This window comes from Bacteroides sp. 44_46, from assembly GCF_001915465.1.
In the GTDB taxonomy this organism is placed as follows: Bacteria; Bacteroidota; Bacteroidia; order Bacteroidales; family Bacteroidaceae; genus Bacteroides; species Bacteroides clarus.
On record NZ_MNQO01000013.1, the window covers coordinates 177548 to 194674 of the forward strand.

The window sequence follows — 17127 nt, forward strand, 5'->3', positions numbered from 1 at the left end:
ATTAACCATCATTTTATAGAATAGAGTACATGAAGAAATATATATATTTTTTTGTGGTGGGAGCGGTATGTCTGTTGCTCTCAGCCACTGCCTATGCCGAAGATTTAAATAATTCCGATGCTAATATTATCGGACACGTATTAGAGAAAAGCTCTCAGGAGCATTTACCTTATATTACCGTATCTTTAAAAGGTACGACCATTGGCACGATGACTGACGCCACGGGACATTATTTTTTGAAAAACCTGCCGGAAGGTGATTTTATTCTTCAAGTCAGTGCGGTAGGTTATAAAGCACAGAGCCGCAAAGTGACTTTGAAACGGGGGAAAACGCTGGAAGAGAATTTCGAGTTGGAGGAAGACTTGATTGCTTTGGATGGAGTAGTAGTAACCGCCAATCGTAGTGAAACAACACGTCGCATGGCCCCTACTTTAGTCAATGTAATGGATTTCAAGTTGTTTGAGAATACCAATTCTGCTACTTTGTCTCAAGGATTGAATTTTCAGCCGGGCGTAAGGGTGGAGACTAATTGTCAGAATTGTGGCTTTCAGCAAGTGCGTATTAATGGTTTGGACGGGCCTTATACGCAGATATTGATAGATTCCCGACCTATATTCAGTGCATTGGCAGGGGTATATGGTTTGGAGCAGATACCCGCTAATATGATTGAACGTGTAGAGGTTATGAGGGGAGGCGGCTCGGCGCTGTTCGGTTCGTCTGCTATTGCCGGTACTATCAATATTATAACCAAAGAGCCGTTGCGCAATTCCGGCCAGCTATCACACACCATCACAGGAGTAGGAGGGACCTCGAGTTGGGATAACAGTACCACGATGAATGCTTCTCTTGTGACGGATAACAGTAAGGCGGGATTATATATTTTCGGTCAAAACCGTGAACGTAGCGGGTATGACAGTGACGGAGACGGTTTTACGGAACTTCCTAAACTGAAGAACCAGACAGTGGGTTTTCGGTCTTTTCTGAAAACGAGCGCGTATTCCAAGCTGACATTCGAGTATCATCATTTGCAGGAGTTCCGTCGTGGCGGCGACTTGCTGAACCGTCCGCCTCACGAAGCGAATATTGCGGAGCAATTACGGCATTCCATTAATAGCGGTGGCTTGAAGTTCGATTATTTTTCTCCCGATGAGAAACATCGGTTGAGCGTATATGCCTCTGCACAGCACATAGGGCGGGATAGCTATTATGGTGGTAATCAAGACTTGAATGCTTACGGAGCGACTAAGGACTTCACTTGGGTGGCAGGCTCGCAATACATCTACCATTTCGACCGTTGTCTTTTTATGCCTTCGGACCTGACGGGCGGAGTAGAGTATAACCAGGATAATCTGAAAGATGATATGTGGGGATACAACCGATATACAAACCAGAAGGTACATATTGCCGGCGCTTTTTTCCAGAATGAATGGAGAAACAGGCAGTGGAGCATTCTTTTGGGTGGACGCCTTGATAAACACAATTTAATCAATCATGTGATATTCAGCCCGCGTGCCAACATTCGCTTTAATCCGGTTGAAAACGTCAATTTACGTGCCAGCTATTCAGTCGGCTTCCGCGCCCCGCAGGCTTTTGACGAAGATTTGCATATTGAGAATGTCGGCGGGACGATTTCCATGATTGAGTTGGCTGATAACTTAAAGGAGGAAAAGTCGCAGAGCTTTAGCGTTTCCGCCGATGTGTACCATCGTTGGGGAGCATTTCAGGGGAACTTTCTGTTAGAGGGCTTTTATACCAATCTGTCGGACGTATTTGCTTTGCGGGAGATAGGAGTGCGTGACGGTACAATCATTAATGAGCGTTATAATGAAAAAGGTGCGAAAGTGTATGGACTGACATTGGAGGGAAAGATAGCCTATCTGAGCTTGCTGCAGTTGCAGGCCGGCATTACTTTACAAAAGGCCGATTACAAGAATGCGCGCACTTGGAGTGACGATGAGATGGTGCCAATGGAAAAGCGCATTTTCCGTACTCCTGATACTTACGGATATTTCACGCTTACCTACAATCCGTTGAAGTCTTTGCTGGTAGCTCTTTCCGGTACATATACCGGCAGCATGCTGGTAGAACACAAAGCCGGATATATAGAGAAAGACATAGCGGTGAATACTCCTGATTTTTGGGAACTGAATTTGAAAGTCGGTTATGACTTTACCGTTTATAAGAATATCGGTATACAGTTGAATGCAGGTGTACGGAACATTTTTAATGCCTATCAAAAAGATTTTGACCGTGGCAGCAAGCGAGATTCCGGTTATATTTATGGTCCCGGCATGCCCCGTTCTTACTTTGCAGGAGTAAAAATAAGCTATTAAGAAGTTGCGGGTAGTTCTTTGTATCGCCTTTTTATGTTACCTTTGCCGGCATAAAACAGTACGACACATGGAACTACCCGCTTCTTTCATAGACTATACCCGTTCCCTGCTGGGAGATGAGGAGTATACGGAATTAGTAACCGCTTTGGAGTCGGAGCAACCCGTCAGCATCCGGTTGAACCCGTTAAAGCCTTTTGGCTTTCAGTCCGGGGAGAGCGCGGTTCCCTGGTGTACTTCCGGCTTTTATCTTAAAGAGCGCCTGACGTTTACCTTCGATCCCTTGTTTCATGCAGGATGCTATTATGTGCAGGAAGCCTCGTCCATGTTTGTGGAACAGGCCTTAAGACAATATGCGGGCGAAGAACCGGCAGTGATGCTCGACCTCTGTGCCGCTCCGGGCGGTAAGTCGACGCATGTCCGCGGTATCCTTCCGGAAAATAGCTTGTTGGTAGCGAACGAGGTTATTCGCAACCGTTCCCAAATACTTGCCGAGAACCTGACTAAGTGGGGACATCCCGACGTTGTGGTTACTAACAGCGATCCGTCGGACTTTACACCGTTGGAAGAGTTCTTTGATGTGATATTGACGGATGTACCCTGTTCCGGTGAAGGCATGTTCCGTAAAGACCCTGTCGCCGTGAGCGAGTGGAGTTCGGAGAATGTGGAAATCTGCCGGCAGCGGCAACGGAGAATTATTTCGGACATCTGGCCTTGTCTGAAACCGGGTGGGCTATTGATATATAGCACCTGCACGTATAATACAAAAGAGAATGAAGAAAACGTCCGTTGGATAAAAGATGAATTCGGCGCGGAAGTACTCCCGCTCGATGTGGCGGAAGATTGGAATATAACGGGTAATTTATTGCAGGGAGAGCGGTTTCCGGTTTACCGCTTTTTGCCTCATAAGACAAAGGGTGAAGGCTTCTTTCTGGCTGTTCTCCGCAAGCCGGGGGCGAGCGTCCGTAAGTCCGGGGCTGAACAGGCGTTTGCCCTGGGCAAAGCTTCTGAAACTCCGGCTGTGAGGGGAGAAAACCCCAGGGGAAAGGGAAGGAAACCCCAGGGGAAAGGGATGAAAACTCCGGGGCTTTCTAAAGAGCAGCTTTCGGTATTGGCGGAATGGCTTCTTGCTCCGGATATATATGAGTTTATTCAAAAAGGCGGTAGTGTCAGCGCTTTCCCTAAACGCTATCTTCCGGAACTATCGGCATTGCAGTCGTTTGTGCGCATTGTGCAGGCCGGATTGGAGATTGCCGGACAGAAAGGTAAAGACTGGATTCCCGCTCATGCGCTGGCTGTGAGCCATGCATTGGCGCCGGATGCTTTCCCTCGCGAAGAAATATCCTATGAACAGGCCGTTGCCTATTTACGAAAAGAGGCTGTCACCCTTTCGGATGCAGCCCCTCGCGGAGTGGTTTTACTCACGTATAAGAATATGCCTCTTGGTTTTGTTAAGAATATCGGTAACCGTGCCAATAATCTTTATCCGCAGGAATGGCGCATTCGCAGCGGCCACTTGCCGGAAAAACCAAAAATAGTTATGAGTTATAAATAGTTATGAGTTATAAGTTATGAGTTATAAGTTACGAATCATAACTCATAACTTATAACTCCTACAACCTGCTCTTATATATCCGTGCCATTGCTTTTTGGTATTGATTTTCCAATTGCAAAAGGTTGGTTTTGCTTTGGAAAACAACGGAAACCTCTACGAAATACTCTATCATGCTGATTTGTCCGCCTGTAAGAGCCTGTTTCAGCAACGTCAAATCCTGTTGGTCTTGGAAGGTCTGTTTGTATTCTTGCATGGAGGCGTCCAGGTTGCGGGCTTCTTCATAGAGCTGCCATAGTTCGGAGCTTGCTTTTACTTTTGCGTTGTCTTTCTGGAAGTCGATGTTCATAGCCTGCGCTTTGGCTATCTTTACCTTTCCTTTATTTGCAAACAGAGGGAAGGAAAAGCCTACGACAACGCCGTTCAGCGGATGTCCTGACTCTGTATTGCGGCGATAGCCTAACTCCAGCTTCGGTAACCAGCCCTGCTTGCTTGCCGAAATAAGTTTGCGGGCTGCCGCACTCTCGTTGTCGAACGATTGCAGGGAAGGGTCGGCTGCCAATAGTTCATCGCATACCTGATGGAAATCGGCCGGCAATGGAATGGCGGGATACTCTGTCAGGCCGAGGGTTTGGGCGGTAGGTGTTGCCGTGCCGTCGGGAAAGGGGCGTCCGGGAGTAAGCGGCCGGTTGCCGTTAAGCACCAGCAATTCCTTGATTTTATTGTTCAGGGCTGTGCTGTTCGTACGGGATTCGGTACGGACATTCAGCAATTCCAGATTGATTTTATTTGTTTCCAGCGCATTGGCATCTCCTGTCGCCAATCGTTTGGCATACATGGCGGCCAGTTCCTCGGCGTTCTTCAATCGGGCGTCGAGCAGTTCCTGCTGATGTTGCAACATGATGATGTCCAGGCACACCTCTTTGGCTTGCAGCAATATCTGTTGGCGTATGGTTGCTGCCTGTGCGTCCAGCGCTCCGGTTTTGAGACGGTTCATCTTTCCCCTTGTTACATACAACGTAGGGAAATCGAAACTCTGGGAAACAACCATTTCGCCTACGGTCTCACTGCTGTTCTTGGAGTCCCAAAGATGGGCGTACGAGAGGGTGGGGTCAGGCAGATTGTTCTCTGTCTTGTTTTCCAGCTTCTGTGAGGAGATAAGTTGTGCATTGGCTTGCAACTCCTTGTTGTTCGCTTCTATCTGGCGAAGTACGGAGTCGATGCCTGTATTTTGCGCCCTCATCCCTATGCAGGAGAGGAGGGCGGCGGCTATAAGTATATGTTTCATACATTCTGTTATTAAGTTATTTACTCGTTATCGTGTCCACCTGTAATTGCCGGTTTCTTGTGCATCATCAGATAAACAATCGGAATAATGAAACCGTTCAGGAAAGTGGAAGTCAGCAATCCGCCCAGAATAACTTTTGCCATGGGGCTTTGTATCTCGTTGCCGGGCAGGTCGCCGCTGAGTGCCAACGGAATCAATGCAAGCGCACTGGACAGGGCGGTCATCAGGATCGGATTCAATCTGTCCAACGAACCGCGTATCACGCTGTCGTACACTCCGTACCCTTCTTCCTGTTGCAAATGGTTGTAATGGCTTATCAGCAGCATACCGTTTCGGGTGGCGATACCGAATAGCGAGATAAAGCCGATGATGGCGGGAATGCTGACTTCACCCGTTGTGATGAGCAGGGCGAATACACCGCCAATCAATGCCAAAGGCAGGTTGATAAGGATAATCGCACTTTCCTTTACGCTACGGAATTCATGATACAGCAGCAGGAATATCACCACGATGGACATGAATGAAGTCAAGGCCAGTGTGCGGCTTGCGGCCTGTTCGCTTTCAAACTGACCGCCGTATTCGATGTGATAACCTTCCGGCAGTTTCACCGAGGCGTCCACACGTTCCTGTATGTCGTTTACCACGCTGCGCAGGTCACGGTCGGCCACGTTGGCGGAGATTACGATTTTCCGTTTCACGTTCTCGCGGCTGATGGTGTTCGGACCCATTGCCGAGCGGACTTCCGCTACATAGTTCAGCGGTATTTTCTGTCCGTTGCCGGTATCGATCATCAGGTTGCGTATCTTTTCCATTTCATCCCGCAAGTCGTCCTTTACGCGTACGGTCAGGTCGAAGCTTTTTCCTTTCTCATATACCTGGGATACGGACTCACCGGCAAGGCATACATTGACAAACTCCGAGAACTCCGGCAAGGAAATACCATATTTGGCAAGCACTTCCCGCTTGGGAGCGATGATGAGCTGCGGACGTTCGATCTGTTGTTCCACGTTCAGGTCGGCAATGCCGGGAATGTCCTGAATGGTGTTCTTGATTTCATTACCCAAAGAGAACATACGGTTCAAATCGTCGCCGAACAGCTTGATGGCTATGTTGGCTTTCGTACCGGACAACATGGCGTCGATACGGTGGCTGATAGGTTGCCCGATTTCTACATTGGCGCCCACAATCGTGCCCAGCTTTTCGCGTACGTCGGCCACCAGCTCGCTGCGCGAACGGTCTTTCAGTTCGAACGGAGCTTCTATTTCGGAGACATTCACGCCTAAGGCATGCTCGTCCAGTTCGGCACGTCCGGTCTTGCGGGCTACGGTCTGTATTTCGGGGATGGAAAGCAGCAGCTCTTCGGCACGATGTCCTATCTTGTCACTTTCTTCCAGCGAGATACCCGGCAGGGACGATATGTTGATTGTGAACGAACCTTCATTAAACGGCGGCAGGAACGAACGTCCCAATGTGAAGAAGCAGGCAAGCGCCACCACAAACAGGCCGATGGTTCCGCCCAATACGCTCTTCTTATGCCCCAGCACAAAGGTAAGAGCCGTGCCGTACCATTCTTTCATTTTGCGCGCTACCGGCGAGTCGCCGGTGGAACGTTTTTCATCTTTTATCTTTTCTCTTCCCAACAGATAGGAACACAGTACAGGCGTCACTGTCAGCGCCACGACCGTGGAAGCAGCCAGCGCCACGATGAACGCGATGCCCAGAGGTACGAGCATCCGGCCTTCCATGCCGCTCAGGAAGAATAACGGAACGAAACTTACCACAATGATAAGCGTGGAGTTCAGGATAGGCATACGTACTTCTTTGGAAGCGTTGAACACGACTTCCAGTATCGACAGGCGTTCCGCTTCCGGTTTCAGCCGGTTTTCCCGCAATCGCTTGTACACGTTCTCCACATCGACAATGGCGTCATCTACCAGCGAGCCGATGGCGATAGCCATACCGCCGAGGCTCATTGTGTTGATGGTGAATCCCATATAGTGCAACGCCAGCAGCGAAGCTATCAGTGACAAGGGAAGCGTCACCAGCGAGATTACGGTAGTCCGTACATTGGCAAGGAACAGGAACAGGACGATAACGACGAAGATACCGCCTTCGAACAGTGATTTCTGTACGTTACCGATGGAGCTTTCTATAAAGCGGCTTTGTCTGAAAATGTCGGTGCTGACCTTCACATCGGACGGCAGGTTCTTCTGCAAGTCTTTCAGGGATGTTTCCAGCTTGTCGGTCAGTTCCAGAGTGCTTGTGGCGGGTTGCTTGGTCACGGTCAGCAGTACGGCGGGTTTGCCGCGTTCGGAAGCCGTACCCAGTTTCGGAAGCTTGGCTCCGATACGTACATCCGCTATGTCTTCCAGTAATACGGGAGAAGCGGCGGCCAAAGGCCGGGCGTTGGCGGTTGCGGTCTGTGCACCGCCGTCCTGCAGCTTGACTACGGCTTTTGCCAGTTGTTCTACCCGGTCGGTGGAGATTACCCCGCGTACGATGTATTCGTTTCCGTATTCATAAAGTACCCCGCCGTTGGCATTCAGATTCATCTCGCGCGTAACGTTCATCACTTCGGTAAGGGTTACGCCGTAATGACGCATTCGTTCCGGGTCGAGTTGTATCTGGTATTCTTTAATATCGCCACCCAGCACGGCAACTTGCGCCACGCCGCCGGTAGAAAGAAGGCGCGGGCGGATAGTCCAGTCGGCTATGGTGCGCAGGTCGAGCATGGAAGTCGAGTCGGCGGTCAGTCCCACAATCAGCATCTCGCCTAAGATAGACGATTGCGGGCCGAGGGTCGGCTTGCCTACGTTAGAGGGAAGGGATTCGCTGACAACCGCCAGCTTCTCGCTTACAATCTGGCGTGCCAGGTAAACGTCCGTTTCCCAATCGAATTCAACCCATACGACGGAGAAGCCGTTGGTGGACGAAGAACGTACGCGACGTACTCCCGTAGCGCCGTTTACGGCTGTTTCCACAGGAAAAGTAACCAGTTGTTCCACTTCCTCGGCCGCCATGCCGTTGGCTTCGGTCATGATAACCACGGTCGGCGCATTCAAGTCGGGGAACACATCCACTTCCGTATGCATTGCGGTATACGTACCGCCAATCAGCAGCAGTACCGACGCCACCAGCACCAGTATGCGGTTCTGAAGAGAGAAATGTATAATCTTGTTTAGCATGATTTCTTTAGTTATGAGTTGTGAGCTATGAGTTATAAAGTTATCAAGTTACGCGTTTTTATCAGCAAATAGCTTATAACTAATAACTCATCACCGAATTAGTGTTCGTGGCTGTGCGCCGGAATTGCGTTGGTAGCGCCTGCAAGTTTCACCTGATAAGCGCCCTGGGTCACGACTTTGTCACCTGCTTTGACGCCGGAAAGGATTTGCACCTTCTCGCCGTTATCGGCTCCGAGAGTGACGAGTTGCTTTTTGTATCCTTCCTCATCCACTTGCAGATATACGAAGAAACTGCCTTGTTCTTCGGTCAGAGCTGTATGGGGGAGTGAAATAACGTTCTCCATAGGAGAGGAGAGCAGGAATATTTCGACAAAAGAACCGGGAATGACATCTCCTTTGTTATCGAATTCAAAGGTAACGGGCACATAGTAGCCGTTGTCGCCCGATGCCTTTCCGTAAGAAAGCAGGCGGCCGTTCAAGTCCTTCAGTGTATATACCTTATTGTTGTAGGGAGTACGGAAGTTGGCGGAACCGATGGTGCGGAGATAAGGATAATACTTCTCCGAAACATCGGCGCGCAGGAACAGTCTGCGGTTTTGAGTGATGCTTACGAGCGGCTGGCCTACGGTAACATAGTCGCCTTCCTTTACTAACAGATTTTTCACATACCCGTTGATAGGAGAAGGCACGGCCTGTCCCTGAGCCGAATGGTTCTTGGCAACGGCCTCGTAGCTGATACGGGCGTTCTCATACGCCTGTCGAGCTTGGGCGAAGTCTTTCTCCGAAACGATTTTATTGGGGAGAAGCTCTTTCATCCGTTCGTACTCTTTCCTGGCTGTTTCGTAAGCGATGCGTGCTCTTTGTACGGGGTCTCCGTCTGCCATGTTTTTGGATGAGAGCACTACGAGCGGCGTGCCTTTGCTCACGCTCATACCTTCTACTACTTTGCCATGGAACGAAACTACGCCCGCCACCGTAGCTACGGCAACGCTTTCATCGCCTTGCGCGGCCATTACCTGACCGCTGGTTTTTATTACCTGATTGAATACGCCCGGCTCGATGATGTCCGCCTTTACTCCGGCAGCCTGCGCTTTGGCCGGCGGCAATATGATTTCGTCACTGTGCGCGGCGGCGGCTTCCGCACCGTGGTCATGTCCGTCGTCATGCTTATGTCCGGCGCCTTCGTTCGCATGGTCGTGCCCTTCGTGGTCATGCCCCGCATGAGCGTGTTCTTCCGTTTCGTGATTATGTCCTTCACCGGACTTGCTGTTACAGGAGCTTAACAGGAATAATCCTATAACTCCCATGAATATAAACTTCTTCATGATAATTGTTTTTGTTCTTAACTTGTTTCGGATTGCAAAATTAGGGAATGGACGGTGCAACCGAGTTGCATACATTCCGGTGCCGGCAGCATGGCCGCTTTTGGCGGCTGTCGGTCAGGCAAGAACAAAAGGTGGCGCGCGAAGCCCTTTGGCACGTGTAATGAACGTGCCATGAAGAGATTCCAAGTAGACGAACTCTTGCCTTATACCTGTTTCTTCGGGTAAAGTCAGGAGTTTGAGCAACGGTTCGGAAAATAAAGTATGTACCCACACGAAACAGGGCTGTAAGTTACTGTTGTCCGAGCTGGGCGTCTGTTGGTAGAAATGAGTGGTCATGCAGCCGGTGTCGCAGCAACAATGCTCGTTGCAAGGACCCTGATGATGACAGCATCCGTCGGACGGCAGGTCGTTTTTCATACAGATTGCGCCGTCTTCGTGGTGATGATGGGGAATGACAGGTACTATCAGCATAATCATGCTGATGAAGAACAGGAAATATGCGATGTACCTTTTCGTTTTCATTCTTCTCTCTTTGATTGGCCGCAAAGATAGAAGTTAATCATTTAACTGCCAAACGCAAGATGCTAAAAAGCCTTGAATAAGTCATTTAATCCTTCGCTCATGCTGGGATGCGTAAAGATGAAGTCACGCAGGGCGCTGTAATGCAGGTCGTTCTTCATGGCCAGCGATACCAGGTTGATGACTTCGGGCGCATCGACGCAAAACAGGGTACAGCCTATTATGCGTCCCGTATGCGCGTTGACGATGGCTTTCATCATACCGTCTATGTGCTGCAATGTACGGGCGCGCGGTATGGCGGCGGCAGGCAGCCGGGACACTTGGAGCGAATAACCGCGTTTCACGGCTTCTTCTTCGGTCAGGCCGATATGCGCCAGTGGCGGGTCTGTAAAAATTACATAGGGCACCGGAACCCTGTCATCGGTATTTCGCTTCTTGTTGCCGAACAATTGGTTGGCGATAACGCGGAAGTCATCGATGGATAAATAGTCGTACAAAGCGCCGCCTCTTACGTCTCCCATGGCCCATATGTGCGGGGAAGAAGTCTGAAGATGCCCGTTGACAATGACGGCTCCCTGAGCGTCGGTGCGTATGCCGGCCGCGTGCAGATTGAGCTCGTCGGTCATCGGCCTGCGCCCGGTGGCAAGCAGCAGGGCGTCTCCTTCCAAAAAGTAGGGAGTACCGTCGGCATTGTCCGTATAGGTCAGTGTCACGCCGTCGGCGGTATCGTATACGGACAGGGCATAGGCGTTCAAACGTATCTCGATGCCTTTCCTTTTCAGAGATTCCAGCATGGACTCCGCGATGTCCCGGTCTGATTTGGGCATGAAGCGGCTGCCCGATTCCAATAGCGTGACTTGGCTTCCAAAGCCCGCGTACATCGTGGCGAGTTCCATTCCGATGGCTCCGGCGCCGAGAATGAGCAGGCGATGGGGAAGCTTGCTCTGCCGGAGCAGCGTTTCGCTGGTGAACACATGCTTACTTCCGTTGATGCCTTCCACATCGGGCAGGATAGGGGTAGACCCGGTATTGATAAAGACTTCTTTCCCTTTGAGGAGAATTTCCTTTTTATCCCGGGAAACGACCTTTACCGTATCGTTGGACGCAAAGGATGCCGTACCGTCATACAAGGTAATGTTGGGATGGGCTTTTATATGTTCGTAATTCTTGTCCCGCAAGAATGACACGAGCTTGTTTTTCCGCCCGACGGCGAGCGCATAGTACTTGGCCTGATTGCTGTAATCGTCCCGGTAGAGCCGTTCGGCCTGTTCCGATTCGTGAATAAGCGTCTTGGTGGGAATGCACCCTGCGTTTACACATGTCCCCCCGTACATCTGCGGGGAACGTTCAATGATTGCCACTTTCCAGTTACGGTTGGCAAGTTCGGCTGCCAGCAGTTTCCCGCCTTTGCCAAACCCTATGATGATAGCGTCATATTGTTTCATTTAATTCGTAGTTAAGGATTTATGGAAATGAAACAACAGGAGCAATTTATTTGTTGCGGGAAGTTAGTTAATGAAAGTTTACCGTTCCAGTTCGCGAAGCGAATCCATTTTCTTCTTTTCAAGGAATTCATAGATACCGCTCAAATGCTCGGTTACCCGTTTGTTGCCGAACTCATAAACTTTGCTCACCAGCCCGTCCAGGAAGTCACGGTCGTGGCTTACGAGTATCAGAGTGCCGTCGAAATCCATGAGAGCCTGTTTCAGAATATCTTTGGTTTTCATGTCCAGGTGGTTGGTAGGCTCATCCAGAATCAACAAGTTTACGGGCTCCAGCAGCAGCTTAATCATGGCCAGTCGTGTACGTTCGCCGCCGGACAGCACTTTTACTTTCTTCATGGACTCTTCCGGACCGCCAAACATGAAAGCTCCCAGCAAGTCGCGTATCTTGTTGCGTATTTCGCCTTTGGCCACGTCGTCGATGGTTTGGAATACGGTCAGGTTCTCATCCAGCAAGGATGCCTGGTTTTGGGCGAAATAACCTATCTGTACATTATGACCGATGGTAAGCGTTCCTTCGTGTTCCAGTTCTCCCATGATGCACTTTACCAGCGTGGATTTACCTTCGCCGTTCTTGCCTACGAAAGCCACTTTGTCGCCTCTCTCTATGGTGAGGTTGGCATTTTTGAACACGACGTGCTCTCCGTATGTCTTTCCTACATTCTCCATAATGACCGGATAATTGCCGGAACGCGGAGAGGGCGGGAACTTCAGCCGCAAGGCCGAGGTATCTTCTTCATCTACTTCCAGCAGTACCAGTTTCTCCAACATCTTGACACGGCTTTGCACTTGCAGGGTTTTGGAATAGGTCCCTTTGAAACGCTCGATGAATTCTTTGGTTTCGGCGATGAACTTCTGTTGCTCGTCATAAGCCTTTTGCTGCTGTTCGCGGCGTTCTTTGCGGAGTTCCAGGTATTTGGAGTAGTTTACTTTGTAATCGTAAATGCGTCCCATGGTTACCTCAATGGTGCGGGTCGTGATGTTATCCACGAATTTGCGGTCGTGGCTGATGACGATAACGGCTTTCCCGTTGTTGATAAGGAAGTCTTCCAGCCATTGGATGGACTCGATGTCCAGGTGGTTGGTCGGCTCGTCCAGCAGGAGCACGTCCGGCTTCTGCAACAGCAGTTTGGCGAGTTCGATACGCATGCGCCAGCCGCCGCTGAAGTCGCTGGTCTGGCGGTTGAAGTCCTCTCTTGTGAATCCGAGGCCGAGCAATGCCTTTTCAACGTCCTCTTCGTAATTGGTGGCGTCGATGGCGTAGAATTTCTCGCTTAGGGCGGACACCTGCTCGATAAGTTCCATGTAGCTGTCGCTTTCGTAGTCGGTACGGGTTTCCAGCTCTTTGTTCATACGGTCTATTTCGGCTTCCATTTCATGCAGGTGGGCAAAGGCCTGCGCGGTTTCCTGAAAAACGGTGCGTCCGTCCTCTGTCATCAGGTGCTGGGGAAGATAGGCGATGACGCAATCTTTGGGAGCGGAAATTTTACCGCGGGTAGGTTGCCGCACCCCGGCAAGTATCTTTAACAGCGTACTTTTCCCGGCTCCGTTTTTGCCCATGAGGGCGATACGGTCTTTTTCGTTGATTACGAAAGATATGTCACTGAATAAGGTTGTGCCGCCAAATTCTACGGCGAGTCCGTCAATAGAAATCATTATGTCATTTTTAAAAATAAGGTGCAAAGATAATGCAAATATATTATTTTTTATATCTTTGTCTCGGACAAACAATAATATAGGTCATGGAAATCGGAAATCAATCAGTAGATTACCGCCCGCTCATTCTCGTCGCGGAAGATGATGATAGTAATTTTAAATTAATAAAAGCTATTATAGGAAAAAGGTGTGAGATAATGTGGGCGAAGAACGGTGAGGAGATCGTCTCTTTGTTTCACGAGAATCGTGACAAAACGGATGCGATACTGATGGACATCAAGATGCCTATTATGAACGGATTGGAAGCTACGCGGCTCATACGTGAGGAAGGCGGAACATTACCTATCATCATGCAGACGGCCTACGCGTTCTCCGCCGACCGTGAAAACGCCATCAAAAGCGGCGCTTCGGAAGTATTGGTAAAGCCTATTACGTTGCAGGCATTGCGCGACTGTCTGAGCAGTTTCCTGCCCAGGCTGAAGTGGTAGGCTCCCGACAGGAAAGGGACGGAATCCTCTTAATTGAATTAACAAGCGTATACGACGCGGATAGCGGGAGTGAAAAAAAATAGGCGTAGCTGAACAAAGTTTATTTTCTTCTGTTAATGAAGTCTAACCAAACTTTAACGGAATGAATAGTAAACTGCGCTTTTTCTTAACCTCACTGTTTATACTCTTCGTGGTGACGTTATATGCCGCTCCGGGCGGCGATATCCGTGTATCGGGCGTTGTGATGTCGGAAGGGGAACCTTTGCCGGGAGCATCGGTATTGGTGAAAGGAACTCACAACGGAACGGTAACCGACGTCGATGGAAAATATACCCTTACCGTACCGGCGGACGCTACACTGGTCTTTAGCTTCATCGGGCTGAAAACCACCGAACAAAAAGTCAATGGGCGTTCGGTCATTAATGCGGAACTGATTCCGGACAGTGAACAACTGGATGAGGTAATGGTGGTGGCTTACGCCACTGCCAAGAAGTATAGCTTCACGGGAGCGGCTTCCACGGTCAAGGGGAGCGAAATAGCCAAGATGCAGGTATCCAACGTGTCGCGTGCGCTCGAGGGAACGGTGTCCGGACTTCAGGCAAGCGCGCCCAGCGGCCAGCCGGGTACGGATGCGGAAATACGTATTCGCGGCATCGGCTCTATCAATGCTTCGAGCGCTCCGCTTTATGTGGTGGACGGCGTACCTTTCGACGGCAGCATCAACTCCATTAATCCGGAAGATATAGCCTCGTTGACGGTTTTGAAAGACGCCGCTTCGGCAGCCCTCTACGGTTCGCGTGGGGCCAACGGTGTCATCATCATCACCACCAAGCAGGGACAGACCGACTCGAAAACCACGGTCAGCGTCAATGCCAGCTTCGGCGGCTCCAACCGGGCTATCCGCGATTACGACCGTGTCGGTACCGATCAGTACTTTGAGCTCTATTGGGAAGCATTGCGCAACCAATATGCTCTGAACACGGATAAATATACTCCGCAGACCGCAGCCGCACAGGCTTCTAAAGACCTGGTGGGCAAGTTGATGGGCGGTGGACCTAACCCTTATGGCCCCAACTATCCGCAACCGGTGGGCACGGACGGCAAGCTGCTTGCCGGAGCTACTCCGCTTTGGAATGTGGACTGGCAGAAAGAAATGGAGCAACAGGCGTTGCGTACGGAAATCGGATTGAATGTTTCCGGAGGCGGAAAGACCAATCAGTACTATTTCTCGGCCGGTTATCTGAATGACAAGGGTATTGCCCTTGAATCCGGTTACCAACGTTTCAACCTGCGTTCCAATATCTCGAGCGAGATAACCGGTTGGTTGCGTGGCGGCGTGAACATGAGCTACGCCCACTCCATACAGAATTATCCGGTGTCGTCCGATACCAAGACAAGCAATGTCATCAATGCCGGACGTCTAATGCCCGATTTCTACCCTGTTTACGAGATGAACGCCAACGGCACATACAAGCTCGACTCGGAAGGAAAGCGGATTTACGATTTCGGTTCCTACCGGCCGTCAGGAGCCACGGCCAACTGGAACCTGCCCGCAACCTTGCCCAATGATAAATCCGAGCGTATGCGGGATGAGTTCTCCGGACGTACCTTCCTTGAGGTCACTTTCCTGGAAGGATTGAATTTCAAGACCAGCTTCAACTTCGACCTGATAGATTACAATACGCTGGATTATACCAACCCCAAAATTGGCCCTGCGGTCAATACGGGTGGCGGAGCAAGCCGCGAATATACCCGCACTTTCTCCTGGACATGGAATAATATTGTGACTTACGATAAGACTGTCGGCGAGCATCATTTCAATATCCTTGCCGGACAAGAGGCTTACTCTTACCGTTATGATGTGTTACAGGCCGCACGCAGCAACATGGCTGTGCCCGATATGCCGGAGTTGGCCGTCGGTTCGCTTGTAACCGCAGGTACGGGGTATCGCATTGACTATTCACTGTTGGGCTATCTTATTAATACCCGGTACGACTACCGGAGCAAGTATTTCTTCTCCGCTTCCTACCGTCGCGACGGTTCTTCGCGTTTCGCGCCGGGCACACGCTGGGGCAACTTCTGGTCATTGGGAGCTTCGTGGCGCATAGACCGCGAAGAATTCATGCAGAGCGCCACCGACTGGCTCTCCGCCCTGACCTTAAAGGCCAGCTACGGAGCGCAAGGCAATGACAATCTGGGCACTTACTATGCCAGCAGCGGACTGTATTCCATCGTTTCGCAAGCGGGTGAGAACGCTTTGGTGTCCGACCGCCTTGCAACGCCCGCCTTGAAATGGGAGACTAATCTCAACCTCAATGTAGGCATTGATTTCTCATTGTTCGACAACCGTTTCTCCGGTTCGTTCGATTTCTTCCAGCGCCGTTCCAAAGACCTGCTGTATTCCCGTCCTTTGGCAACTTCCCTGGGTTATACCTCGATGGATGAGAATATAGGCGCATTGAAGAATACGGGCTTTGAGATAGACCTTAAAGGAACGCTCATACACACCCGTGATTTTATGTGGCGTATGGGCGTCAACCTTACGCACTACAAGAATGTCGTGACCGACCTACCGTTGAAAGACATGCCTGTTACAGGGGTTACCCGTTTGAAAGAGGGACGTTCGGTTTACGATTTCTATCTGCGCGAATGGGCAGGGGTAGACCCTGATAACGGTGATCCGTTGTGGTACAGGAATGTAAAGGACGCGCAGGGTAATGTTACCGGGCGCACTACTACCAACGATTACGCTCAGGCGGATTATTATTACGTGGATAAGTCCTCGCTTCCCAAAGTTTACGGCGGTTTCAATACGGCGTTCTCATACAAAGGCTTTGAGTTGTCCGCCATCTTCGCGTACAGTATAGGCGGCTATATCGTAGACCGTGACGTTACGATGCTGTGGAGCAATGGAAGCAATCCCGGACGCGCCTGGTCTACCGAGATACTGAAACGTTGGACACCGGAGAACCGTGATACGGACGTGCCGGCCTTGAAAACGGTGTCCAATAACTGGAACTCCAACTCTACCCGTAACCTGTTCAACAACTCGTACCTGCGGATGAAGAACATTACGCTGTCTTATAACTTCCCGCAGCCGTTGATAAAGAAAATCAGCCTCAGCAGTCTGCAGCTCTTTGTGCAGGCGGACAATCTGCTGACTTTCTCCAAGAATCAGGGAATGGACCCGGAACAGGGTATTACAGGACTGACTTATTACCGTTATCCTGCCATGCGTTCCATTTCGGGCGGACTTAATGTTTCATTCTAAATCACTTGTTC

The 17127-nt window shown here is 50.3% G+C and carries 10 protein-coding genes; 4 read left to right on the forward strand and 6 right to left on the reverse strand.

Annotated elements, in window-relative coordinates; translation table 11 throughout:
• The first annotated feature begins 29 nt into the window (after nucleotides 1–29).
• Together BHV73_RS05960 and BHV73_RS05965 are read left to right on the forward strand one after the other, a co-directional pair.
• Nucleotides 30–2333 carry a TonB-dependent receptor gene (locus BHV73_RS05960; RefSeq protein ID WP_195620774.1) on the forward strand — a complete coding sequence of 768 codons (2304 nt, stop codon included), beginning with the start codon at nucleotides 30–32 and terminating at the stop codon, nucleotides 2331–2333.
• Between the two features lie 67 nt (nucleotides 2334–2400).
• Nucleotides 2401–3885 (forward strand): methyltransferase RsmF C-terminal domain-like protein, encoded by a 1485-nt coding sequence (locus BHV73_RS05965; protein ID WP_281960315.1) that lies wholly within the window; start codon nucleotides 2401–2403, stop codon nucleotides 3883–3885.
• Between the two features lie 58 nt (nucleotides 3886–3943).
• Here the strand turns inward: BHV73_RS05965 and BHV73_RS05970 are convergent, their stop codons facing one another.
• The 6 genes from BHV73_RS05970 to BHV73_RS05995 all read right to left on the reverse strand — a co-directional run bounded on the left by BHV73_RS05970 (nucleotide 3944) and on the right by BHV73_RS05995 (nucleotide 13357).
• Nucleotides 3944–5170 (reverse strand): TolC family protein, encoded by a 1227-nt coding sequence (locus tag BHV73_RS05970; protein ID WP_286737356.1) that lies wholly within the window; start codon nucleotides 5168–5170, stop codon nucleotides 3944–3946.
• Between the two features lie 20 nt (nucleotides 5171–5190).
• Entirely contained in the window at nucleotides 5191–8355 is a 3165-nt protein-coding gene (locus BHV73_RS05975; RefSeq protein WP_009123211.1) for an efflux RND transporter permease subunit, read from the reverse strand.
• 98 nt (nucleotides 8356–8453) lie between these two features.
• Nucleotides 8454–9680, reverse strand: a complete 1227-nt coding sequence (locus BHV73_RS05980) for an efflux RND transporter periplasmic adaptor subunit (RefSeq protein WP_281960314.1) — start codon at nucleotides 9678–9680, stop codon at nucleotides 8454–8456.
• 114 nt (nucleotides 9681–9794) lie between these two features.
• Nucleotides 9795–10202 carry a DUF6769 family protein gene (locus BHV73_RS05985; protein ID WP_286737358.1) on the reverse strand — a complete coding sequence of 136 codons (408 nt, stop codon included), beginning with the start codon at nucleotides 10200–10202 and terminating at the stop codon, nucleotides 9795–9797.
• Between the two features lie 62 nt (nucleotides 10203–10264).
• Nucleotides 10265–11644 (reverse strand): FAD-dependent oxidoreductase, encoded by a 1380-nt coding sequence (locus BHV73_RS05990; protein ID WP_009123215.1) that lies wholly within the window; start codon nucleotides 11642–11644, stop codon nucleotides 10265–10267.
• 78 nt (nucleotides 11645–11722) lie between these two features.
• On the reverse strand, nucleotides 11723–13357 hold the full coding sequence (locus tag BHV73_RS05995) for an ABC-F family ATP-binding cassette domain-containing protein (RefSeq protein WP_022218983.1): 1635 nt from the start codon (nucleotides 13355–13357) through the stop codon (nucleotides 11723–11725).
• Between the two features lie 86 nt (nucleotides 13358–13443).
• Between BHV73_RS05995 and BHV73_RS06000 the strand changes: the two genes are divergently transcribed.
• Complete coding sequence (locus BHV73_RS06000; RefSeq protein ID WP_009123217.1) at nucleotides 13444–13845, forward strand: response regulator; 402 nt, start codon at nucleotides 13444–13446, stop codon at nucleotides 13843–13845.
• A gap of 142 nt (nucleotides 13846–13987) precedes the next feature.
• Nucleotides 13988–17116: a SusC/RagA family TonB-linked outer membrane protein gene (locus tag BHV73_RS06005; RefSeq protein WP_286737359.1), complete on the forward strand. Its 3129-nt coding sequence runs from the start codon at nucleotides 13988–13990 to the stop codon at nucleotides 17114–17116.
• The last annotated feature ends 11 nt before the right edge of the window (nucleotides 17117–17127 follow it).

Excerpts from the sequence above, each read along its gene's own strand:
- BHV73_RS05960 (WP_195620774.1), top strand. The coding sequence starts at position 30 with ATGAAGAAATATATATATTTTTTTGTGGTGGGAGCGGTATGTCTGTTG.
- BHV73_RS05985 (WP_286737358.1), bottom strand. The coding sequence starts at position 10,202 with ATGAAAACGAAAAGGTACATCGCATATTTCCTGTTCTTCATCAGCATG.
- BHV73_RS05975 (WP_009123211.1), bottom strand. The coding sequence starts at position 8,355 with ATGCTAAACAAGATTATACATTTCTCTCTTCAGAACCGCATACTGGTG.
- BHV73_RS05990 (WP_009123215.1), bottom strand. The coding sequence starts at position 11,644 with ATGAAACAATATGACGCTATCATCATAGGGTTTGGCAAAGGCGGGAAA.
- BHV73_RS06005 (WP_286737359.1), top strand. The coding sequence starts at position 13,988 with ATGAATAGTAAACTGCGCTTTTTCTTAACCTCACTGTTTATACTCTTC.
- BHV73_RS06000 (WP_009123217.1), top strand. The coding sequence starts at position 13,444 with ATGGAAATCGGAAATCAATCAGTAGATTACCGCCCGCTCATTCTCGTC.
- BHV73_RS05965 (WP_281960315.1), top strand. The coding sequence starts at position 2,401 with ATGGAACTACCCGCTTCTTTCATAGACTATACCCGTTCCCTGCTGGGA.
- BHV73_RS05970 (WP_286737356.1), bottom strand. The coding sequence starts at position 5,170 with ATGAAACATATACTTATAGCCGCCGCCCTCCTCTCCTGCATAGGGATG.
- BHV73_RS05980 (WP_281960314.1), bottom strand. The coding sequence starts at position 9,680 with ATGAAGAAGTTTATATTCATGGGAGTTATAGGATTATTCCTGTTAAGC.
- BHV73_RS05995 (WP_022218983.1), bottom strand. The coding sequence starts at position 13,357 with ATGATTTCTATTGACGGACTCGCCGTAGAATTTGGCGGCACAACCTTA.